This window comes from Streptomyces sp. P13-3-3, assembly GCF_050571355.1.
Taxonomy (GTDB): domain Bacteria; phylum Actinomycetota; class Actinomycetes; order Streptomycetales; family Streptomycetaceae; genus Streptomyces; species Streptomyces althioticus.
Map to the genome: position 1 here is coordinate 2,431,851 of NZ_CP192228.1, position 19,345 is coordinate 2,451,195.

Consider the following 19,345-nt stretch of genomic DNA (forward strand, 5'->3'; position numbering starts at 1 on the left):
CATGGGCGAGATCATCACCGTCGACGACCCGGCCGACCCGCGCCTGCACGACTACACCGACCTCACGGACGTCGAGCTGCGCCGCCGCCGCGAACCCGCCGAGGGTCTGTTCATCGCCGAGGGCGAGAAGGTCGTCCGGCGTGCCGGGGACGCGGGGTACGGCATGCGGTCCATGCTGCTGTCCCGGAAGTGGGTCGACGTCATGCGGGACGTCATCGACCGCTCCGACGCCCCGGTGTACGTCGTGGAGCCCGCCCTCGCCGAACAGGTCACCGGCTACCACGTGCACCGCGGCGCGCTCGCCTCCATGCAGCGCCGGCCGCTGCCCGACCCCGCCGACGTGCTGCGCACGGCCCGCCGTGTCGTCGTCCTGGAGTCGGTCAACGACCACACCAACATCGGCGCGATCTTCCGCTCGGCCGCCGCCCTCGGCATGGACGCCGTGCTGCTCTCCCCGGACTGCGCCGACCCGCTGTACCGCCGCAGCGTCAAGGTCTCCATGGGCGCCGTCTTCTCCGTCCCCTACGCCCGTCTGGAGACCTGGCCCAGGGACCTGACGACGGTCCAGGACCTGGGCTTCACCGTCCTCGCCCTCACCCCGGACGAACGCGCCCACACCCTCGACGAGACGGCCCCGCACCGCATGGACCGGGTGGCCCTGATGCTGGGCGCCGAAGGCACGGGCCTCTCACCCCGCGCCCTGTCCGCCGCCGACACCTGGGTCCGCATCCCGATGTCCCACGGCGTGGACTCCCTGAACGTGGGCGCGGCAGCGGCGGTCGCCTTCTACGCGGTCACGGCGGGACGCCCGCAGGAGTAGCGAAGAGGAACGGGGGAGTGGTGACCGTGAACGGGCAGGGTGACGAGTCGTTCGGCTGACGAGGCGACGCGCCGCTCGTCGACGGGCGGGCGAACGGCGCGTCGCCCCGCCCGAACGGCGTCCGTCAGGACGGCCCCTGGCACCCCTGAACCAGCGCGATCCCGAACGCCACCACCAGCGTCACCACCACGAACACGAACAGCCGCTGCCTCAGCAGCCGTGGGTTCGCAGGGCGCAGGCCCGAGCCCGTGCGGGAGGCCGGGCGGCGGGCGCCCGTGCCCGGGCGGGTGCCGCCTCGGGACGGGGTGCCGGTGCGCGGCCGGGGGCGGGCCGGTGTGCCCTGGCGGGGCGCCCCGTTGCGGCCGGAGCCGCCGCCCCGGGACGCGGGCACGCCGCGACCGCCCCGTGAGGACGAGGGGCCGCCGCTGCGCGAGACGGAGCCGCCGCGCGGGGGAGTGGCGCGGCCACCCTGACGCCGCGCGTCCCGGTCGGGGTAGGTGTCGGCGAGCCGGCCGCTCGCACGCTCGGACTCGGGGGTGCGGGGCGCCGGCGGACGCACGTCTGCGAGCCCCTGCGCCTCCCGTGCGGCGATCTCCTTGAGCCGCAGCGACAGTTGCAGGGTGCTCGGCCGCTCCTCGGGGTCCTTCGCCAGACAGGCCCGCACCAGCGGGGCCAGCGCGTCGGGGACGCCCTGCAGCTGGGCCTCCTCGTGCACCACCCGGTACAGCATCACCTCGGAACTGCCGTGCCCGAAGGGCGAGTCGCCCATCGACGCGTACGCGAGCGTGGCGCCCAGCGAGAACACGTCCGTGGCGGGTGTGACGGCCGCACCGCGCACCTGCTCGGGCGCGAGGAAGCCGGGCGAGCCGACGGCCGTGCCCACGTGCGTGAGCGTTGACGCGCCGGTGGCCCAGGCGATGCCGAAGTCGATGATCCGCGGGCCCTTCGGGGACAGCAGGATGTTGGACGGCTTGAGGTCCCGGTGCACCACACCCGCCTCGTGCACCGCGACCAGACCCTCCGAGAGCGCCGCGCCCACGGCGGCCACCTCGGCGGCGCCGAGCGGACCCTCGTCGGCGACCTTGTCGTGCAGCGACGGGCCGGGCACGTACTGGGTGGCGAACCAGGGGCGGTCGGCCTCCAGGTCGGCGGCGACCAGCCGGGCCGTGCAGCCGCCGCGGATGCGCCGGGCCGCCGAGACCTCGCGGGCGAACCGTGAGCGGAACTCCTGGTCCTCCGCGAGATCGGGGCGGATGACCTTCAGCGCGACCCGCTGCCCCTTCTTGTCGGAGCCCAGATAGACCACGCCCATCCCGCCCGCGCCGAGCCGTCGGTGAAGCCTGAAAGAGCCGACGACGCGCGGGTCCTCGCGCCTCAGGCGCATCATCGCCATGTTCATCCCCGCTGCCCGGTCCTGTGACGTGCCACAGCTTACGTTTCCACAGCCGTCCGTGCGCAGAGGCCGCGCCCTCTCCGTCCGACGGATTGTCAGTGGCCGGTGGGAGACTTGAAGAGTGGTCAGGGAGAGCGTGAGCAGGCCGGGTTCGCGCGAGGGCGGACCTGACCGGTCCCAACCACGCGACGCCGAAGGGGGATTGATCGCGTGAAGGGTGACAGGGTCGAGATCGTCGTGGACGCGGGGGACACGACGCGTACGTACGAGGTGGTGGCCTCGCGGGCGGGCCGCAGGGTTGAGACGGCGGTACGACGAGGGGTGGTCGAAGTGAGCGAAGTCACCCGAACCGGGGCTGTGGTGCGGACCGCGCGTTTCATGGCGAACCGGGTGCTCGCCCTGGTGGAGCAGCCCGTCCCGCGCCAGGACACCTCGGAGGGAGCGGGCCGCGGCGGCCGTCCCCTCGGGGATGTCCCCGAGTCGTAGGACGCCGTCTCCACCCAGGGGAGTACGGCGCGGCGCCCCGCTCATCCTCGGGGAGGCCCACGGATCGGTACGAGGGCATGACGTGCGGTGAGCGGGATACCCCTAGATTCGATGTCGAGCGGCGGGTGCAGCACTCGTCCCCCGAGGTCGGACGCCCGCCGCTGCCAAGGACAACAGAAACGGTCAGGAGAAGGGGCCATGGCGTACACGGCACCGCGGACACTGCTCCGCACGCGGGATCGCGGCGAGGGCCGTCGGCACCCGCTGGTGGCGACGCTCATGGCCCTGCCCCTGGCGGTCCTGCTCCTCCTCGTCTTCGACGGGTGGGAGCTGGTGACCACACAGGCGTCGTCCGTGGGCGAGATGCTGGGGCGCTGACTTCAGCGACCTCCAGGCCCGGAAGAGCGGTCCGGGCGGGGACATCCACCCATGAAACCCCGTGGGGACGGGGGTGCGGCGGACGGCAAGATGCCGGCGCAGCTGGGGAGCTGCGCCGGCATTGCTTTTCCCCGGCGTCGGCGAGGACGCCCGTGCGGCCCGCGTAACCTCACCCCGTGACCGAGGACCTCCTCCCCGCCCTGACCGCCCGCGCCGCGGAGGTGGCCCACACCCGCGACCCCGCCTGCCCCTGCACCACGGCGACCCTCGCCCTCCGCGAGGACACCACCGTGGTCCGGCACGCCGCCACCGTGGCCAAGGCGCACGCCCCGGACACCGACACCGCCGCGCTGGCCGTGCGGACCGCCGTGGCCGCCCGCCTCCCCGGCATCCTGCTGCCGCCGCTCGCCCCGGCCCCGGCCGAACTGCACGGCCGCCCGGTCACGCACTGGCCGTACGGCACGCCCGTGGACCCGGACGACCCGGACGCCGCCCCCTGGGAGGAGGCCGGTGTCCTCCTCGCCCGCCTGCACCGGACCCCGCTGCCCGAGGCCGTCCCTCCCATGCGCGGGCCGGAGAAGGCCGCCCGAGCCGTGGCGCTCCTCCGGGACCTCGCCGACCCCCACCCGGCGGTCGCCCCCGTGCTGGACGCCTGGGCGGACCTCCCCGCGTGGGCCCGAGGCGAGGCGCCCGCGCCGGGACCCGTACGCCTCTGCCACGGCGACTTCCACCTCGGCCAGCTGATACGCGACCCGGCGCCCGGCAGCCCGTGGCTGCTGATCGACGTGGACGACCTCGGCGCGGGCCCGCCGGCCTGGGACCTGGCCCGCCCCGCCGCCTGGTACGCCGTGGGGATGCTCCACGCCGACGCCTGGCACCGCTTCCTGACCGCCTACCGCGCCGCCGGCGGCCCCGCGGTACCACCCGACGGCGACCCGTGGCCCGCGCTCGACGTACCGGCCCGCGCCCTCACCGCACAGACCGCCGCCCGCGCCGTCACCAAGGCGGCCGCGGCGGGCCGGCCGCTGGACGAGGTGGAGGAGTGGCTGGTCGACGCCTGCGCGCGGATGCGGTCCGAGCCGGCCGCCGCCCCGGCGGACTGAGACGAATTTCCCCGACGTAAGGTGCAACCGGCCCGCGGCCGGACAGAGTCTGTCCAGCTGATACGCGAAGCAGGTACGACCGGCGAGGAGTTGACCAGAAGATGCAGTGTCCGAAGTGCCGTGCCCCCATGCACACGTACAACCGCAACGGTGTCCAGATCGAGCAGTGCAGCGGGTGCCGGGGAATCTTCCTCGACTACGGCGAGCTGGAGGCGCTGACCCGGCTCGAGTCGCAGTGGTCGCAGCCCGCCCCGCCCCCGCCGGCCGCCCCCCAGGCGTACCCGGCCGCGGCGCCGCAGGCGCCGGCGTGGGGAGCGCCGCACGGCGGCCACTACGGCGGTCACCGCCGTCACAAGAGCTTCGGCCACATGCTCTTCTCCAGCTGACGGGCACACGAAGAAGCCCCCGGTCGCAGGACCGGGGGCTTCGAGCCGTGTGGACGATACTGGGATTGAACCAGTGACCTCTTCCGTGTCAGGGAAGCGCTCTCCCGCTGAGCTAATCGTCCTCGGGACCACGACCACTGCGCGGAGCGGATCATGGGCACTGCGTGCGCGATACTGGGATTGAACCAGTGACCTCTTCCGTGTCAGGGAAGCGCTCTCCCGCTGAGCTAATCGCGCGGGGTTCGGATCTTCGCAGATCCAGGATCCGAAGATCCAGTGGACGATACTGGGATTGAACCAGTGACCTCTTCCGTGTCAGGGAAGCGCTCTCCCGCTGAGCTAATCGTCCTTGGAGGTGGAGACGGGATTTGAACCCGTGTAGACGGCTTTGCAGGCCGTTGCCTCGCCTCTCGGCCACTCCACCAGGAGTGTAGGGGACCGGGAAGCCCCCTCTTCCTTCGAGCGGACGACGAGGCTCGAACTCGCGACCTCAACCTTGGCAAGGTTGCGCTCTACCAACTGAGCTACGTCCGCCTGTCGTTTCGGTCCGCTTCCGCGTCCCGGCGACGAACTGAACTCTAGCGGATTCCGGGGCCAGTACAAAAACCCGTTTGCGCAGCGTGCTGCGCTGCGCCTGCTCACGGGCGTGGTCACGTCACCCTGGCGCCCCCGCCATAGACTCGAGGCGTGCTCGACCTGCCACCTCTCGCGCGCTTCGGTGACCGCGTCGCCACCGGCCTCGCCGACGTCACCGACGACCCCGCCGCCCTGGACTCCTCGGGCTTCTGGGCCGTCGCCGCCGACTTCGAGGGGCGCCTGACCTGCGCCCGGTTCCGGGACGTCCGCACCGAACCCGTGCCGCTGCCCGCCCCGGGCGCCTGGCGGGGGCCGGCGGCCGGCGACTGGACGTCCTCCCTCGACCGCGCCGCGTACACGGCCGGCGTGCGCCGCATCCGCGAGCACATAGCGGCGGGCGAGGTCTACCAGGCGAACCTCTGCCGCGTCCTGTCCGCGCCGGTGGACCCGGACGCCGACGTGGACGCGCTCACCGCCCTGCTGGCCCGAGGCAACCCGGCACCCTACGCAGGAACGATTCGGCTGCCGCGGCACGGCGTGGAGATCGCCACCGCCTCGCCCGAGCTGTTCCTCCGCCGGGACGGCCGGGCCGTCGAGTCGGGCCCGATCAAGGGCACCGGCCGCACCGAGGCGGACCTGCTGGAGAAGGACTACGCCGAGAACGTCATGATCGTCGACCTGGTCCGCAACGACGTCGGACAGGTCTGCGCCACCGGCACCGTCACCGTCCCCGACCTCTGCGCCGTCGAGAAGCACCCGGGCCTCGTCCACCTCGTCTCCACGGTCCGCGGCGAGCTGCGTGACGGCGAGGGCTGGCCGGGGCTGCTGCGCGCCGCCTTCCCGCCCGGCTCCGTCACCGGGGCCCCCAAGTCCAGCGCGCTGCGGATCATCGACGCCCTGGAGACCGCCCCGCGCGGTCCCTACTGCGGCGGGATCGGCTGGGTCGACGCCGACCGCCGCACCGGCGTGCTCGCCGTCGGCATCCGGACCTTCTGGATCGACCGGGACTCCGGCGGGGCGGCCGTGCTGCGGTTCGGCACCGGCGCCGGCATCACCTGGGGCTCCGACCCCGAGGGGGAGTGGCGGGAGACCGAACTGAAGGCTTCCCGGCTGCTCGCGGTAGCGTCGGGGACGTACCAGGTGAGCGAAAGGATCCAGCCGTGAAGATCTGGCTCGACGGCGCGCTGCGGGACTCCGAGTCCGCCCGCGTCTCCGTCTTCGACCACGGACTGACCGTGGGCGACGGCATCTTCGAGACCGTGAAGGCCGTGGACGGCCGGCCGTTCGCCCTCACCCGCCATCTCGACCGGCTGACCCTCTCGGCCCGGGGTCTCGGCCTGCCCGACCCCGACCTCGACGAGGTCCGCCGCGCCTGTGCCGCCGTCCTCGAGGCCAACCCCGTGCCGCTCGGCCGGCTCCGCCTCACCTACACCGGCGGACACGGCCCGCTCGGCTCCGACCGGGGCGACAAGGGCCCGACCCTCGTCGTCGCCCTCGGCGGGACCACCCGCCGCCCGGACACCACGGCCGTCGTCACCGTGCCCTGGACCCGCAACGAGCGCGGCGCCCTCACCGGCCTGAAGACCACCTCGTACGCCGAGAACGTCGTCGCGCTCGCCCGCGCCCACGAACACGGCGCCACCGAGGCGCTGTTCGGCAACACCGTCGGACAGCTCTGCGAGGGCACGGGGTCGAACGTCTTCGTCGTCCTCGACGGCGAGATCCACACCCCGCCGCTCCACTCCGGCTGCCTCGCGGGCATCACCCGCCACCTGGTCGCCGAGTGGACCGGGGCCAAGGAGACCGACCTGCCGCTGGACGTGCTGCGCGACGCCGACGAGATCTTCCTCACCTCCACCCTGCGCGACGTGCAGGCCGTCCACCGCGTCGACGAGCGTGAACTGTCCGCCGCGCCCGGCCCGGTGACGGCCAAGGCCATGCGGATCTTCGACGAGCGGTCCGCGGCGGACATCGACCCGTGAGGGGCCGGAAAACCGGCTGAGGCCGGGGCCGCGGCGGGGTAGAACTCCGGTGATGACCACCACCCTGCGGCCGACCGAGCCGCTCCAGCGGAACCCCGACGGGACGCGTTCGCGTCACTTCCACGTCTGCGTGAACAGCCGTCCCGTGGGGGAGGTGCGCCTCGGCACGGACCCCGTCTTCGGCGACGCCGTGGCCCGGATCGTCAGCCTGCGCATCGACGAACCCGACCGCCGGCGCGGCCGGGGCACGGTGGCCGCCCTCGCGGCGGAGGAGGTCGCCCGCGGCTGGGGCTGCCGCCGCATCGAGGTCACGGTCCCCGCCGACCCCGGCACCCCCCTCTCCCTCGCCACGGCGCTCGGCTACGCCGTGCGCAACCGGAACATGGAGAAGCCCCTGGGCGACAGCCCGCCCGCCCTGCCGGACGGCACCCGCGCACGGCCCATGACCGAGGACGAGTACGTCACCTGGCAGGCCGAGAGCTCCGCGGACTACGCGCGCGAGTGGGCGCGGCGCGGGGTGCCCGAGGCGGAGGCGCGCGCCAAGGCCGCCACGGACCAGGCGGCGCTGCTGCCCGACGGCCTCGCCACGGAGGACATGGTCCTCAGCGTCCTCGAACACGAGGGCGCCGCGGTCGGCACGCTCTGGCTCGCGGTGCGCGGGGAGCGCGCGTACGTCTTCGACGTGGAGACCCGCCCCGCACACCGTGGCCGGGGGCACGGCCGCAGCCTCATGCTGCTCGCCGAGGCCCAGGCCGCCGCCGCGGGCAACCGCACCATCGGCCTCAACGTGTTCGCGGGCAACACCCCGGCCGAGCGGCTCTACGACTCGCTCGGCTACACCACGACCCGCTACTCGCTGTACAAGCCGCTGGTGTAGCCGCCGGGGGAGGACGGGCGGACGGGCGGGGTCAGGCGTCCTGCCCGGCCAGCAGCCGGTCCGTGATCTCCTCGATCCGCTCGCGCAGGCCCTCCTGGCTCTTGCCGCCGTCGAGCCGCTCCCCGCCGATGACGTACGTCGGCGTCCCGGTCACCCCGATCGCCTTGCCCTCGGCCTGGTCGGCGTCGACCACCAGGATGTGCCGCCCGTCGATCAGGGCGGTGTCGACCTCCTCGGCGTCGAGACCCAGCTCGCGGGCGACGTCGACCAGGACCGCCTCGCCCCGGCGCTCCAGCTCCTCGACCCGGCCCAGCACGGCCTCCGCGTACTCCCAGCCCCGGCCCTGCTCCCACGCCTCCTCGGCGGCCTGGGCCGCGGCGAAGGCCTGCTTGTGCTTCTCCAGCGGGAAGTGCCGCAGCCGGATGTCCAGCCGGTCGCCGTACCGGGCCCGCAGGGCGCGGAGGTCGTCCAGGGCGGTCCGGCAGTCGGAACACTGCAGCTCGCACCACACGTCGAGGACGGGGGCGGCGGGACGGGCGGGGGAGGAGTCACTCATGGCCGACAGTCTTCCAGCCACGCCCCGGCACCACCCAATCCGGGCCCTGACCGGAGTCCTCCCTCCCATCAGGTGCACGCCCACCGGCACCTGCGGAGGAGCCCGGACCCGGAGATGTCCCTGATGTCCGCCCCGGGCATGGCCGCTCGGGGCCCGGCGGGTGCAGGATGGAAGGGACGGAGTCGCACCCCGTCGTGACCGCACGCACGCTGCCCTGGAGGACCGGGATGATTGCCGAGACCGTCTGCTCCGCCGTCGCCGCGGCAGGCCTGGGCATCGCGGTGGTCACGGCCTACCGCAAGCGCTACCTGACGGCGACCCGCATCGCCGCGTACGCGCTGGTGCCGCTCGGCCTGGTGATGGCCGGCGTCGTCGAGTGGCTCGCGGACACCGCGTTCAGCCCGGTCGCCTGGGCGGGCTTCGGCGTACTGGGCCTGTCCTGGCTGATGTTCGCCACGACCCGCACGGTGGAGCGCCGGCGCGGCGGCACCCGCAAGGAACGCAGGGCGGCGGCACGGGAGGCGTCCGCCCCCGCCGCCACGTCACCCGGCGCCTCCGCGCCCGCCCTCGGACAGACGTCCACCGGCGGGCAGAGCCCCGCGCCCCGGCAGAAGCCCGCCGCACAGGGGGACGACGACTTCAGCGACATCGAGGCCATTCTCAAGAAGCACGGCATCTGACCACCCGGGACCACATGCGTCACAGGGCGTCCCGGACCGCGCGGAAGTGATCACGCCCTGACCGGTAGACCGCGCTTTCGGTGTGCGCGGATGCTTTCCACGAGTGTTGATCGCGTCCGGCCCGTCCGATGCGTCATCATCGCGGCGAGATGCTGGACACGACACAGAGCGATGCCGCGCCGCAGCAGGACGAGCCGCGCGGATGCCTCTTCGCCCTATCCCAGCCACCGCTGATGATCTTCCTTGCGGTGATCGGGTGTCTGCTGCTCACGGCCGCCCTGCACGACCTGCTGTGGCTGTGATCCGTACCCGCGGTTCCCGGCGTCACCCGTCGGGACCGCGTCGGCGGCATCTCCCGTCACTCCCCGTGGCGGACGGGCCGGATCAGCCCGCCGCCTCCTTGCGGCGCGCCCGGTAGGCGGCGACGTGCAGCCGGTTGCCGCAGGTGCGGCTGTCGCAGTAGCGGCGCGAGCGGTTGCGGGACAGGTCCACGAAGGCGTGCCGGCAGTCCGGGGCCTCGCAGCGGCGCAGACGCTCCTGCTCGCCGGCGACCACGAAGAACGCCAGCGCCATCCCGCAGTCGGCGGCCAGGTGGTCGGCCACGGAGGCGCCGGGGGCGAAGTAGTGCACGTGCCAGTCGTAGCCGTCGTGGTCGGTGAGCCGGGGCGTGGTGCCGGCGGCCGCGATCAGCTCGTTGATCATCGTGGCGGCGCTGCGGGCGTCGGGAGCGGCGAACACCGCGGCGAACCGGGCGCGGATCTTGCGCACCGCGGCCAGGTCGAACTCGGTGAGCACCCCGACCTCGCTGACCTCGTGGTCCCGTACGAACGCCTCGAGGGCGGGGACGTCCGCCAGTCCGTCCGGAGTCGTGTCGTCCTCCGGTGCGGTGTTCACCAGATCCACCACGGTGTCCAGCGCGCACCGGGTGTCATGGGTGATCAGCACGATTCGCTCCCTGGCCTGGGGGTCGGGCGGGCGCCCGCCGATGCTGGCCGATGGTAGTGGCTCCGCGCCACCCAGCACCTCCCCGCTCCGCACACGGCTTCGATTCCAACGCGGAAGGCACACCAGGGGTTCCCACCCCCAGGAACGACGCCGAAAGGGGCAGAAAGCTGCGCGACCGGCCCCCGACGACGCTCAAGGGGCGCGGGGAACTGCGCGCCCAGCCCCCGACAACCCGCACTCGCGGCCGAACCCCGACCCCCGGCCGCCAGGCGCCTTCGCCCGCACGCACACCCAAAGGGGCGCGGGGAACTGCGCGCCCAGCCCCCGACAACCCGCACTCGCGGCCGAACCCCGACCCCCGGCCGCCAGGCGCCTACGCTCGCGCTCACCCCCCCAAGGGGCGCGGGGAACTGCGCGCCCAGCCCCCGACAACCCGCACTCGCGGCCGAACCCCGACCCCCGGCCGCCAGGCGCCTACGCCCGCACGCACACCCAAAGGGGCGCGGGGAACTGCGCGCCCAGCCCTCGACAACCCGCACTGGCGGCCCAACCCCGTCTCCCCGCCGCCAGGCGCCTACGCCCGCACGCACACCCAAAGGGGCGCGGGGAACTGCGCGCCCAGCCCCCGACAACCCGCACTCGCGGCCCAACCCCGACCCCCGGCCGCCAGGCGCCTACGCCCGCACGCACACCCAAAGGGGCGCGGGGAACTGCGCAACCAGCCCCTACGAACCGCACCCGCCGACGAATCCAAGCCGCCCACCCCCTGGACGCACCCGCCCGACACCCCACGCACACCGGCGCCGACCCACGGCAAAAACCCCGTGGCGTCGACGCCGATGCATTCAACTGGTCCAGGCCCGCGCCGTCACCCCGAGTCGACGGCGCCGGGCGGCTTCGAGGCGGCGCGCTAGCTCTCCGCCAGAATGTGCGAGAGCTCCTGATCGAGATCGAAGTGCCGGTGCTCCGTGCCGGGCGGCACGGCGGCGTCTGTGCGCTTCAGGAAGGACTCCAGAGCCCGCGCCGGGGCCTCGAGCAGGGCCTCGCCCTCCGGAGAGCTCAGGGCGATGCACACGACGCCCTGACCATGACTGCGCGACGGCCAGACGCGGACGTCGCCGGTGCCCGTGGGGCGGTGAAGTCCCTCGGCGAGGAGGTCGCGGGCGAACACCCACTCGACGGTTTCCTCGGCTCCGGTGTGGAAGGTGGCGTGCACGGCGTAGGGGTCGGCCGTGTCGTACCGCAGGCCTGCGGGGACAGGCAGGGAGGACTCGCTCGACACAACGAGGCGCAGGTGCAGCTCGCAGCTGACCGTGGTGTTCATAAGCGCCAGGGCCTTTCGCTCAGTGTGCGCTCGGGGATTCGCACGTCGGCGAAATCGACATGCCACCTACGGTGCCGTTGTAAACCCCTCTGAGTGTTTTGCGTGGGATTACGTAACTCTTCCGGCCGAGAGATCGTTCGCGCCCTGCGTCCATTCCGGTGATGTGTTTCGCTCCGGTAGTGTTGGGGTGCATGAACACGGGGAGTAACGAGTCCGGCGAGGTCGTGACCGCGGCCCACGGGGTGACGGTGGAAGAGGGCGAACGTCGGGACGAGCGGGCGCTCGGGTCGAGGGCGCCCGAGTTCGTCAAGGCGCGGCGGGCGCTGCATCTGAGCTGGCAGGTGGGGGTCTTCGTCGTCGGGCTGGCCGTGGTGGTGGCCGGCGTGATCATGCTGCCGCTGCCCGGCCCGGGATGGGTCGTGATCTTCGGCGGCATGGCGATCTGGGCGACCGAGTTCGTCTGGGCCCAACTGGTGCTGCGCTGGACCAAGCGCAAGGTCACCGAGGCGGCCCAGCGGGCGCTGGACCCGAAGGTGCGCCGCCGCAACATCATCCTGACCTCGGTCGGCCTGGTGATCGTGGCCGCGCTGGCCGGCTTCTACCTGTGGAAGTTCGGTCTGCAGATGCCCTGGAAGATCAAGGACCAGTGATCAAGGATCAGTGACCCGGGCCGGAGGGCGCGCGAGCTCCACGAGCTCCCGCCCTCCGGCGGTCACGGGGTCCGGTGGTCATGGGCACCCCCTGACATGGGGTAATGTTCTTCCTGCGCCCGGGCGATTAGCTCAGTGGGAGAGCGCTTCGTTCACACCGAAGAGGTCACTGGTTCGAACCCAGTATCGCCCACCGGGATCAAGCGGCCCGGCTCACCAACAGTGAGCCGGGCCGCTTCGTCGTTCCCGGGACGGCCGGCCCCCGCCGCTCCCGGCCCCGTTCCGCTTCGCCCGCGCGTCACCCAACCGTGACCTGCCCCGCGCCCCGCCACGGCCGCCCCCGTTCCGTTCGGCCGGTCGGCCGCGGGGCTGGGGACCTGCCGCTTTCCCTCCCGCCCCGGACGCATCCCGGACGCGCCCGCCGTCCGGTGCCCGCGAGGCCTCGCCATCAATTCCTGTCCGAATCATTGACGCGCCCTTGGGCCCTCCGTACCTTGTGCCAGCAAGCGCTTACTTGAAACGATTCATGAAGCGGCCGGGACCGTCGCGGGGAGGCTTGTATGCAGCAGGGCAAGGGTGTGGAGAGGCGGACGGTCCTCAAAGCGGCGGGGGCCTCGCTCGCTGTCACGGGTCTCGGCGCGACGGCGACCGCATGCGGCGGCGGTAGCGGTTCCGGGGACGGAACGGTGACGATCCGTTATGCGTGGTGGGGCGCCGAGGACCGGGCGCAGCGCATCAACAAGACCATCGATCTCTTCGAGAAGAAGCACCCGAAGATCAAGGTCAAGACCGACTTCCAGCCGTACACGGATTTCTGGAAGAAGTTCAACACGCAGGCCTCCGGCGGGAATCCGCCGGACGTCTTCCAGAATGCCGTCGGATTCCTCCGCAAATACGATGCGAAGAATGTTCTTCTGGACCTTCACGGGCAGGTGAAGGCCGGCAACCTGCGCATGGAGGGATTCCGGGCGGGCCTGGAGAAGTTCGGCGAGATCGACGGCAAACTCCTCGGCGTGCCCGTGGGGTCCAACTCGATGGCGCTCGTCATCGACAAGCCCGTCTACGCCCGCGCCGGTATCACCCCCGAAATGGGCTGGACCTGGGACGACTTCGACGAGGCGATGGCCCGGGTGCGCGACCGTACGGGGCGCGCGGGCGACAGCGGCATGTACGGCGTCATGTACCTCTACGACCTGTACCTGCGTCAGAACGGCAAGGCGTTCTTCACCGAGGACGGTCTCGGTTTCACCGAGGCGGACCTGACCCGGTGGTGGACGAAGGCCGAGAAGGGCGTGAGGTCCGGCCTGTTCGCCGACCCCAAGAAGGTCGCCCAGATCAAACCCAAGTCGGCGCTCTCCGCCGAACTCGCCGGCTCCGAGTTCACCTGGGACAACTTCACCGTCCGCTACACCTCCGAGGGCAAGAGCGAGTACGGTCTCGCGCCCATCCCCACCACCGACGGCAAGCGCACCGGCCAGTACCTCGGCTCGCTCATGCTCAGCGCCTCCAGGCGCACCCAGCACCCGGTGGAGGTCGCGCAGTTCATCGACTTCATGGTGCACAACCCCGCGGTCGCCACGATCATGGGGTACGACCGGGGCGTCCCCGCCACCACCGCGCAGTACGAGGCGTACCGGCCCACCGACCCGGTGAACAAGGCGATCGCCGCCTACGAGGAGACCCTCGTGACGGCGGGCGTGCTGGAGCCCATCACCCCGCACCCGAACGGCGCCGACATCTGCGAGGCCGCGTTCCTGCGCATCGGCGAGGAGCTGGGGCTGGGCAAGCGGTCGGTGTCCGACGCCGTCGAGCAGTTCTTCAACGAGTCGAAGACCGCCCTCAGCAGCTGATGGGAACCGCCGTGACACACGCCCCCGCGACGGAGGCCCGGGCGAAGGACCCCGGGCCGCGGCACGGACCGGACACACCCCCGCGCCCCGCCGGCCCGCAGCGGCGGGGCCGCCGTGAGAACCTGGCCGGCTATCTCTTCATGTCCCCGTGGATCGCCGGGTTCCTGCTGCTGACGGCGGGCCCGATGGCCGCCTCGCTCTACTTCGCGTTCACCGACTACAACCTGTTCGACGCCCCGCGCTGGATCGGACTGGACAACTTCTCCGAGATGTTCGGCGACCCGCGCTGGCGCCACTCGGTGCGGGTCACCCTCTGGTACGTCGTCGTCGGCACGCCCATCAAGCTGCTCGTGGCGCTCGGCGTCGCCCTGCTGCTCGCGCAGAAGCGGCGCGGGCAGGCCTTCTACCGGGCCGCCTTCTACGCGCCGTCGCTGATCGGGGCGAGCGTCTCCGTCGCCATCGTCTGGAAGGCCATCTTCTCGGACGACGCGATCGTCGACCGGACGCAGAAGGTCTTCGGCATCGACGCCGGCGGCTGGACCGGCGACCCGGACCTCATCATCTACAGCCTGGTCGCCCTGACCGTCTGGCAGTTCGGCGCGCCCATGGTCATCTTCCTGGCCGGGCTGAAGCAGGTGCCGCGGGAGCTGTACGAGGCGGCCGACGTCGACGGGGCCGGCAAGCTGCGGCAGTTCTGGAACATCACCCTGCCGATGATCTCGCCGGTGCTGTTCTTCAACGTCCTGCTGGAGACGATCCACTCGTTCCAGATCTTCAGCTCCGCCTACATCGTCGGCGGCGGCGCGGGCGGCAACGCCTGCGGTCCGGGGGACGGCTCCATGGTCTACACCTGCTACCTGTACGTGCAGGGCTTCGAGAACAGCCGGATGGGCCTCGCCTCCGCCATGGCGTGGATGCTGCTGGTCGCGGTGGCCCTGGTCACGGCGGTGCTGTTCTGGTCCCAGAAGCGCTGGGTGCACTACGAGGAGGGCGGCCGATGACCGCACAGGCCGGCGACATCACCCGCACCCCGTCGGCGAAGGGCGCTTCGCGGCGCCGCCTGCCCGGCTCGCTCGCCTGGCACGTCGGGGCGCTGGCGCTGCTCGCGGTGATCCTCTACCCGGTGGTGTGGGTCGTCGGCGGGTCGCTCAAGGCGAGCGAGGACATCGTCGGCAGCCTGGACCTCTTCCCGGCCGACCCGATCGTGTCGAACTACACCAGCCTCGCCGACGGCATCGCCGACATCTCCGTTTCCACGTTCTTCCTCAATTCGCTGTTCCTAGCGGTGGGTTCGGTGATCGGCATCCTGATCTCCTGCTCGCTCACCGCGTACGCCTTCGCCAAGATCCGGTTCGCGGGCCGCAACGTGCTCTTCACGCTGATGATCGGCACGCTGCTGCTGCCGTACCACGTGCTGCTGATCCCGCAGTACGTGCTGTTCCGCAACCTGGAGATGATCAACACCTACACCCCGCTGCTGCTGGGGAAGTACCTGGCCACGGAGGCGTTCTTCGTCTTCCTGATGGTGCAGTTCATGCGGAACCTGCCCAGGGAACTGGACGAGGCGGCCCGGCTCGACGGGTGCGGGCATCTGCGCATCTACTGGTCGATCGTGCTGCCGCTGTGCCGGCCCGCGCTGATCACCAGTGCCATCTTCACCTTCATCAACGCCTGGAACGACTTCATGGGCCCGCTGATCTACCTCAACGAGCCGGGCAAGTACACGGTGTCCCTCGGGCTGAAGATGTTCGTCGACCAGGAGGGACTCGCCAACTACGGCGGCATGATCGCCATGTCGCTGGTCGCGCTGCTGCCCGTGCTGGCCTTCTTCCTCGCCTTCCAGCGCTACCTCATCGACGGCATGGCGACCTCCGGACTGAAGGGCTGAGTGAGCTGACGATGTCCCTGGCACGTACCGGGTCGAGGGCCTGGGGGAGGTTCGCGCTCTTCGCCGAGTGCCTGCTGACCGGCGTGTGGATCGCGCTGGCCGCGCTCCCGCTGGTCACCTACCCCGCCGCGCTGGCGGCGGGGACCCGGCACCTGCGCCGTCATCTGGCTCACGAGCCGGGCGGATGGCGGGAGTTCACGGCCGACTTCCGGAGCGCGGTGCGCGGCGGCTGGCTCGTCGGGCTCGCCGGATGGGCGGCCGTGGCCGTGGTGTGGACCGACCTGCGTGCCGTACGGGCCGGGCTGCCGGGCGGTCCGCCGGTCGGGGCCGTCGGGGTGCTGGCGCTCATCGGTGCCGCGGCCGCGCTGCTGCGGGCGGCGGCGCTGTGGCGGCCCGGCGTGTCCTGGTGGCCGCTGGTGGCACGGGCCGGGCGGCACACCGTACGCGACCCCGCCGGGTCCTTCCTGCTCATCGGCGGACTGGCCGTCACGGTCTGCTCCGCCTGGTTCAGCACACCCCTCGTGGTCCCCGTGCTGGGGGCCGTCGCGGCGGCCGCCGTCGCCGTGGAGGAGCGTCACCGGCACCGCTGACGGGCGGTGCCCCCGACGGGGTGGGCGCCTAGGCACCGCACCTCTGTCTGTCATGCCCCTGACATAAGCCGTGCACCCCGCAGCCAGGAAAGGACGGGCCATGCCCCCCATCCCCCGCAGAACCCTCATCAAGGCGGCCGCCGTCGCCGGAGCCGCCACCCAGGCCGGCTGGACCCTCGGCGGGAGGGAAGCCGCCGCGGCGCCCGCCTCCGCGCCCACCGGCTCCGACCCGGTGACCCTCGGCTGGCTGGAGGAGGGCGGCCTGGGCGCCGCCCCCGGCTCCACCGTCGGCGTCCCCTGGCCCCGAGGCGCCCACCCGGAGGACCGGACCTTCGCCGTCACCGACGCCGACGGCAACGACGTCCCCGTGCAGACCTGGCCGCTCGCGTACTGGCCCGACGGCTCCCTCAAGTGGACCGCGCACGCCGTCAGTTCCGGCACCGGCCGGCTCACCCTGAGGACCGGCACGCCCGCCGCGCCCGGCAAGAAGGTCACCGTCACCCGGCGCGGCGCCACCGTCACCGTCTCCACCGGCGTCATCACCGCCCGGATCGGCACCGGCGGCGACACCCTGGTCCGCTCGGTCACCCGCGGCTCCACCGAGATCGCCCGCGACGGACGCCTCGTCGTGCTGCGTCAGCCCGAGATCGAGGACGGCGACCGCACCACCGTCCGCACCGAGCGGTTCGACGGCACCGTCTCCGGCGTCACCGTCGAGCAGGACGGCCCCGTCCGCGCGGTCGTCCGCGTCGACGGCACCCACCGCAAGGGCCGCGACACCCTGCTGCCCTTCTCCGTGCGCCTCTACTTCTACGCCGGCGCCGAGTCCTTCCGCATGGTGCACACCATCACCTACGACGGAAAGCAGGAACCCGGCCGTGCCAAGGGCGACTTCGTGCGCGGCATCGGCGTCCGCTTCTCCGTCCCGCTGCGCGACGCGACGTACGACCGGCACATCCGGCTCGGCGGCGAGGGGGAGGGGATGCTCCGGGAAGCGGTCAAGGGCATCACCGGACTGCGCCGCGACCCCGGCATCGCCGTGCAGGAGGCCCAGCTCGAGGGCCGCAAACTGCCCGACCCGACCACCTGGGACCAGCGCGTCACCAGCCGCCTGCAGTACATCCCCGAATGGGGCGACCACACCCTCTCCCAGCTTTCCGCCGACGGCTTCACCGTCCGCAAGCGCACCAAGAGGGGCCACGGCTGGATCGGCGCCGGCGGCGGGCGGCGCGCCTCCGGCTTCGGCTACGTCGGCGGCGTCAGCGGCGGCCTCTCCTTCGGGCTGCGCGACTTCTGGGAGAAGCACCCCGCCCAGCTCGACGTCCGCGACGCCCACACCGACACCGCCGAGGTCACCCTCTGGCTCTGGTCGCCCGAGGCCCAGCCCATGGACCTGCGCTTCTACCACGACGGCATGGGCCAGGACACCTTCCCCGAACAGCTCGAGGGCCTCAACATCACCTACGAGGACTACGAGCCCGGCTTCGGCACCCCCTACGGCATCGCCCGCACCTCCGAGCTGCTGTTCTGGGCCGAAGCCGCCACCCCGGACGCCGGACAGCTCGCCGCCCGCGCCCGCGCCGTACGCGTGCTGCCGCAGCTCGCCGCGCCGCCCGCGCAGCTGATCACCGCCGGCGTCTTCGGCAAGGGCCTGTTCGCCGAGCCCGACCGCTCCACCCCCGCCAAGGCGAAGATCGAGGACCACCTCGACTTCCTCTTCACCTACTACAAGGACCAGGTGGAGCAGCGCCGCTGGTACGGCTTCTGGGACTACGGCGACATCATGCACACCTACGACACCGTCCGGCACCAGTGGCGCTACGACATCGGCGGCTACGCCTGGGACAACAGCGAACTCTCACCCGACCTGTGGCTCTGGTACGCCTACCTGCGCTCCGGGCGCGCCGACATCTTCCGCTTCGCCGAGGCCATGACCCGCCACACCGGCGAGGTCGACGTCTACCACCTCGGCGAATGGGCCGGACTCGGCACCCGCCACGGCGTCCAGCACTACGCCGACAGCGCCAAACAGCAGCGCATCGCCAACACCACCTACCGGCGCTTCTACTACTTCCTCACCGCCGACGAACGCACCGGCGACCTCATGCACGCCAACGTCGACTCCGACGAGACCTTCCTCGCCCTCGACCCGCTGCGCAAGATCCGCACCGAGCCGTACACCCCCGACCCGGGCGCCCTGTCCATCGGCTTCGGCACCGACTGGAGCGGCCTGGTCTCCGCCTGGCTCACCGAGTGGGAACGCAAGGGCCCCAAGTGGCGGAAGGCCCGGGCACGCGTCCTGTCCACCATGGAGACCATCGCCGCCCAGCCCAACGGCTTCGTCCAGGGCAGCGGCCTGTACGACCTCGACACCGGACGGTTCGCCGTCGCCGGCACACCGAAGGTGGAGGTCTCCCACCTGTCCGCGGTCTTCGGCCTGAACGAGCTGTGCGCCGAACTCATCGACCTCGTCGACATGCCCGCGTTCGAGGAGGCCTACTACGACTACTGCCGCTACTTCAACGCCACCAAGGCCGAACAGACCGCCCGCTACGGCTCCGACTTCGGCAGCCTCATCCTCTTCCAGGGCCACTCCCGCCTCGACGCCTACGCCGCCGTGCGCACCGGCGACGAGAAGCTGGCCGAGCGGGCCTGGGCGAAGTTCTACGACTCCGACGGCTACAAGGAGTCCGCGCCCTGGAAGACCGAGAGGGTGAGCGGCCCCACCGCCCTGGTCGCCGGCAGCGAAGCCCCCTGGGTCTCCACCAACGACACCGCCCTCTACGGTCTTGCCGCCATCGAGAACCTCGCACTCCTCGGGGACCGCATGCCGTGACGCACGAGGAGGGCGCGGACGGGCA

At 72.1% G+C, this 19,345-nt stretch carries 20 protein-coding genes and 6 tRNA genes; 17 read left to right on the plus strand and 9 right to left on the minus strand.

What is annotated here, in order from left to right; genetic code table 11:
- Nucleotide 1: 1 nt before the first annotated feature.
- Nucleotides 2–820 carry a TrmH family RNA methyltransferase gene (locus ACQZOG_RS10990; RefSeq protein WP_430741473.1) on the plus strand — a complete coding sequence of 273 codons (819 nt, stop codon included), beginning with the start codon at nt 2–4 and terminating at the stop codon, nt 818–820.
- 124 nt (nt 821–944) lie between these two features.
- Here the strand turns inward: ACQZOG_RS10990 and ACQZOG_RS10995 are convergent, their stop codons facing one another.
- Nucleotides 945–2,219, minus strand: coding sequence for a serine/threonine-protein kinase (locus ACQZOG_RS10995; RefSeq protein WP_058915755.1), 1,275 nt, complete (start codon nt 2,217–2,219; stop codon nt 945–947).
- A 204-nt stretch (nt 2,220–2,423) separates the two neighbouring features.
- Between ACQZOG_RS10995 and ACQZOG_RS11000 the strand changes: the two genes are divergently transcribed.
- The 4 genes from ACQZOG_RS11000 to ACQZOG_RS11015 all read left to right on the plus strand — a co-directional run bounded on the left by ACQZOG_RS11000 (nt 2,424) and on the right by ACQZOG_RS11015 (nt 4,566).
- Nucleotides 2,424–2,699, plus strand: a complete 276-nt coding sequence (locus tag ACQZOG_RS11000; protein ID WP_033275046.1) for a hypothetical protein — start codon at nt 2,424–2,426, stop codon at nt 2,697–2,699.
- A gap of 198 nt (nt 2,700–2,897) precedes the next feature.
- A complete protein-coding gene (locus ACQZOG_RS11005; RefSeq protein WP_019527115.1) occupies nt 2,898–3,077 on the plus strand; it encodes a hypothetical protein in 180 nt (59 codons plus the stop codon).
- 176 nt (nt 3,078–3,253) lie between these two features.
- Complete coding sequence (locus ACQZOG_RS11010) at nt 3,254–4,180, plus strand: phosphotransferase family protein (RefSeq protein WP_430741474.1); 927 nt, start codon at nt 3,254–3,256, stop codon at nt 4,178–4,180.
- Between the two features lie 101 nt (nt 4,181–4,281).
- Nucleotides 4,282–4,566 carry a zf-TFIIB domain-containing protein gene (locus ACQZOG_RS11015; protein ID WP_078492763.1) on the plus strand — a complete coding sequence of 95 codons (285 nt, stop codon included), beginning with the start codon at nt 4,282–4,284 and terminating at the stop codon, nt 4,564–4,566.
- Between the two features lie 50 nt (nt 4,567–4,616).
- On the opposite strand, the gene ACQZOG_RS11020 is transcribed toward ACQZOG_RS11015, so the two are convergent.
- The 5 genes from ACQZOG_RS11020 to ACQZOG_RS11040 all read right to left on the minus strand — a co-directional run bounded on the left by ACQZOG_RS11020 (nt 4,617) and on the right by ACQZOG_RS11040 (nt 5,100).
- Nucleotides 4,617–4,688: transfer RNA gene (locus ACQZOG_RS11020), tRNA-Val, on the minus strand.
- Nucleotides 4,689–4,731: 43 nt separating this feature from the next.
- Nucleotides 4,732–4,803, minus strand: a tRNA-Val gene (locus tag ACQZOG_RS11025).
- Nucleotides 4,804–4,843: 40 nt separating this feature from the next.
- Nucleotides 4,844–4,915: transfer RNA gene (locus tag ACQZOG_RS11030), tRNA-Val, on the minus strand.
- Nucleotide 4,916: 1 nt separating this feature from the next.
- A tRNA-Cys gene (locus ACQZOG_RS11035) sits at nt 4,917–4,990 on the minus strand.
- Nucleotides 4,991–5,027: 37 nt separating this feature from the next.
- Nucleotides 5,028–5,100 (minus strand) — tRNA-Gly (locus ACQZOG_RS11040).
- 153 nt (nt 5,101–5,253) lie between these two features.
- On the opposite strand from ACQZOG_RS11040, the gene ACQZOG_RS11045 reads away from it, so the two are divergent.
- Genes ACQZOG_RS11045 through ACQZOG_RS11055 form a run of 3 tightly spaced genes read left to right on the plus strand, consistent with a single transcriptional unit; the run spans nt 5,254 to nt 8,001 of the window.
- Complete coding sequence (locus tag ACQZOG_RS11045) at nt 5,254–6,306, plus strand: chorismate-binding protein (protein ID WP_163089441.1); 1,053 nt, start codon at nt 5,254–5,256, stop codon at nt 6,304–6,306.
- Nucleotides 6,303–7,124, plus strand: coding sequence for an aminotransferase class IV (locus tag ACQZOG_RS11050; RefSeq protein WP_163089440.1), 822 nt, complete (start codon nt 6,303–6,305; stop codon nt 7,122–7,124). Before ACQZOG_RS11045 ends, ACQZOG_RS11050 begins: the two co-directional genes overlap by 4 nt.
- Before the next feature lie 52 nt (nt 7,125–7,176).
- The gene (locus tag ACQZOG_RS11055; protein ID WP_430741475.1) at nt 7,177–8,001 is read left to right on the plus strand and encodes a GNAT family N-acetyltransferase; all 825 of its coding nucleotides are present in this window, start codon (nt 7,177–7,179) and stop codon (nt 7,999–8,001) included.
- Between the two features lie 31 nt (nt 8,002–8,032).
- Here the strand turns inward: ACQZOG_RS11055 and ACQZOG_RS11060 are convergent, their stop codons facing one another.
- Nucleotides 8,033–8,557 (minus strand): DsbA family protein, encoded by a 525-nt coding sequence (locus tag ACQZOG_RS11060; protein ID WP_193468249.1) that lies wholly within the window; start codon nt 8,555–8,557, stop codon nt 8,033–8,035.
- 227 nt (nt 8,558–8,784) lie between these two features.
- On the opposite strand from ACQZOG_RS11060, the gene ACQZOG_RS11065 reads away from it, so the two are divergent.
- Both ACQZOG_RS11065 and ACQZOG_RS11070 read left to right on the plus strand, forming a co-directional pair.
- Nucleotides 8,785–9,237, plus strand: coding sequence for a hypothetical protein (locus ACQZOG_RS11065; protein WP_033275054.1), 453 nt, complete (start codon nt 8,785–8,787; stop codon nt 9,235–9,237).
- Between the two features lie 149 nt (nt 9,238–9,386).
- Nucleotides 9,387–9,539, plus strand: coding sequence for a hypothetical protein (locus ACQZOG_RS11070; protein ID WP_019523797.1), 153 nt, complete (start codon nt 9,387–9,389; stop codon nt 9,537–9,539).
- Between the two features lie 82 nt (nt 9,540–9,621).
- Here the strand turns inward: ACQZOG_RS11070 and ACQZOG_RS11075 are convergent, their stop codons facing one another.
- Both ACQZOG_RS11075 and ACQZOG_RS11080 read right to left on the minus strand, forming a co-directional pair.
- Nucleotides 9,622–10,182 carry a CGNR zinc finger domain-containing protein gene (locus tag ACQZOG_RS11075; RefSeq protein ID WP_037638633.1) on the minus strand — a complete coding sequence of 187 codons (561 nt, stop codon included), beginning with the start codon at nt 10,180–10,182 and terminating at the stop codon, nt 9,622–9,624.
- 910 nt (nt 10,183–11,092) lie between these two features.
- Entirely contained in the window at nt 11,093–11,506 is a 414-nt protein-coding gene (locus ACQZOG_RS11080; RefSeq protein WP_004002642.1) for an SsgA family sporulation/cell division regulator, read from the minus strand.
- A 191-nt stretch (nt 11,507–11,697) separates the two neighbouring features.
- On the opposite strand from ACQZOG_RS11080, the gene ACQZOG_RS11085 reads away from it, so the two are divergent.
- The 7 genes from ACQZOG_RS11085 to ACQZOG_RS11115 all read left to right on the plus strand — a co-directional run bounded on the left by ACQZOG_RS11085 (nt 11,698) and on the right by ACQZOG_RS11115 (nt 19,320).
- Nucleotides 11,698–12,156, plus strand: a complete 459-nt coding sequence (locus ACQZOG_RS11085; protein WP_033275056.1) for a TIGR02611 family protein — start codon at nt 11,698–11,700, stop codon at nt 12,154–12,156.
- A 121-nt stretch (nt 12,157–12,277) separates the two neighbouring features.
- Nucleotides 12,278–12,349: transfer RNA gene (locus ACQZOG_RS11090), tRNA-Val, on the plus strand.
- 367 nt (nt 12,350–12,716) lie between these two features.
- Complete coding sequence (locus tag ACQZOG_RS11095; protein ID WP_359519780.1) at nt 12,717–14,006, plus strand: ABC transporter substrate-binding protein; 1,290 nt, start codon at nt 12,717–12,719, stop codon at nt 14,004–14,006.
- Nucleotides 14,006–15,007: a carbohydrate ABC transporter permease gene (locus tag ACQZOG_RS11100; RefSeq protein ID WP_430741476.1), complete on the plus strand. Its 1,002-nt coding sequence runs from the start codon at nt 14,006–14,008 to the stop codon at nt 15,005–15,007. The genes ACQZOG_RS11095 and ACQZOG_RS11100 overlap by 1 nt, the downstream gene beginning before the upstream one ends.
- A complete protein-coding gene (locus ACQZOG_RS11105; RefSeq protein WP_230227342.1) occupies nt 15,004–15,894 on the plus strand; it encodes a carbohydrate ABC transporter permease in 891 nt (296 codons plus the stop codon). The genes ACQZOG_RS11100 and ACQZOG_RS11105 overlap by 4 nt, the downstream gene beginning before the upstream one ends.
- A gap of 11 nt (nt 15,895–15,905) precedes the next feature.
- A complete protein-coding gene (locus ACQZOG_RS11110; protein ID WP_354792745.1) occupies nt 15,906–16,484 on the plus strand; it encodes a hypothetical protein in 579 nt (192 codons plus the stop codon).
- A 100-nt stretch (nt 16,485–16,584) separates the two neighbouring features.
- Nucleotides 16,585–19,320 carry a Tat pathway signal sequence domain protein gene (locus ACQZOG_RS11115; RefSeq protein ID WP_359519786.1) on the plus strand — a complete coding sequence of 912 codons (2,736 nt, stop codon included), beginning with the start codon at nt 16,585–16,587 and terminating at the stop codon, nt 19,318–19,320.
- Nucleotides 19,321–19,345 lie beyond the last annotated feature (25 nt).

What these genes read in the sequence shown, in the direction of transcription:
- ACQZOG_RS10990 (WP_430741473.1), top strand. Translation starts at nt 2, where the DNA reads ATGGGCGAGATCATCACCGTCGACGACCCGGCCGACCCGCGCCTGCAC.
- ACQZOG_RS10995 (WP_058915755.1), bottom strand. Translation starts at nt 2,219, where the DNA reads ATGAACATGGCGATGATGCGCCTGAGGCGCGAGGACCCGCGCGTCGTC.
- ACQZOG_RS11005 (WP_019527115.1), top strand. Translation starts at nt 2,898, where the DNA reads ATGGCGTACACGGCACCGCGGACACTGCTCCGCACGCGGGATCGCGGC.
- ACQZOG_RS11015 (WP_078492763.1), top strand. Translation starts at nt 4,282, where the DNA reads ATGCAGTGTCCGAAGTGCCGTGCCCCCATGCACACGTACAACCGCAAC.
- ACQZOG_RS11055 (WP_430741475.1), top strand. Translation starts at nt 7,177, where the DNA reads ATGACCACCACCCTGCGGCCGACCGAGCCGCTCCAGCGGAACCCCGAC.
- ACQZOG_RS11060 (WP_193468249.1), bottom strand. Translation starts at nt 8,557, where the DNA reads ATGAGTGACTCCTCCCCCGCCCGTCCCGCCGCCCCCGTCCTCGACGTG.
- ACQZOG_RS11065 (WP_033275054.1), top strand. Translation starts at nt 8,785, where the DNA reads ATGATTGCCGAGACCGTCTGCTCCGCCGTCGCCGCGGCAGGCCTGGGC.
- ACQZOG_RS11070 (WP_019523797.1), top strand. Translation starts at nt 9,387, where the DNA reads ATGCTGGACACGACACAGAGCGATGCCGCGCCGCAGCAGGACGAGCCG.
- ACQZOG_RS11080 (WP_004002642.1), bottom strand. Translation starts at nt 11,506, where the DNA reads ATGAACACCACGGTCAGCTGCGAGCTGCACCTGCGCCTCGTTGTGTCG.
- ACQZOG_RS11085 (WP_033275056.1), top strand. Translation starts at nt 11,698, where the DNA reads ATGAACACGGGGAGTAACGAGTCCGGCGAGGTCGTGACCGCGGCCCAC.
- ACQZOG_RS11095 (WP_359519780.1), top strand. Translation starts at nt 12,717, where the DNA reads ATGCAGCAGGGCAAGGGTGTGGAGAGGCGGACGGTCCTCAAAGCGGCG.
- ACQZOG_RS11100 (WP_430741476.1), top strand. Translation starts at nt 14,006, where the DNA reads ATGGGAACCGCCGTGACACACGCCCCCGCGACGGAGGCCCGGGCGAAG.
- ACQZOG_RS11105 (WP_230227342.1), top strand. Translation starts at nt 15,004, where the DNA reads ATGACCGCACAGGCCGGCGACATCACCCGCACCCCGTCGGCGAAGGGC.
- ACQZOG_RS11110 (WP_354792745.1), top strand. Translation starts at nt 15,906, where the DNA reads ATGTCCCTGGCACGTACCGGGTCGAGGGCCTGGGGGAGGTTCGCGCTC.
- ACQZOG_RS11115 (WP_359519786.1), top strand. Translation starts at nt 16,585, where the DNA reads ATGCCCCCCATCCCCCGCAGAACCCTCATCAAGGCGGCCGCCGTCGCC.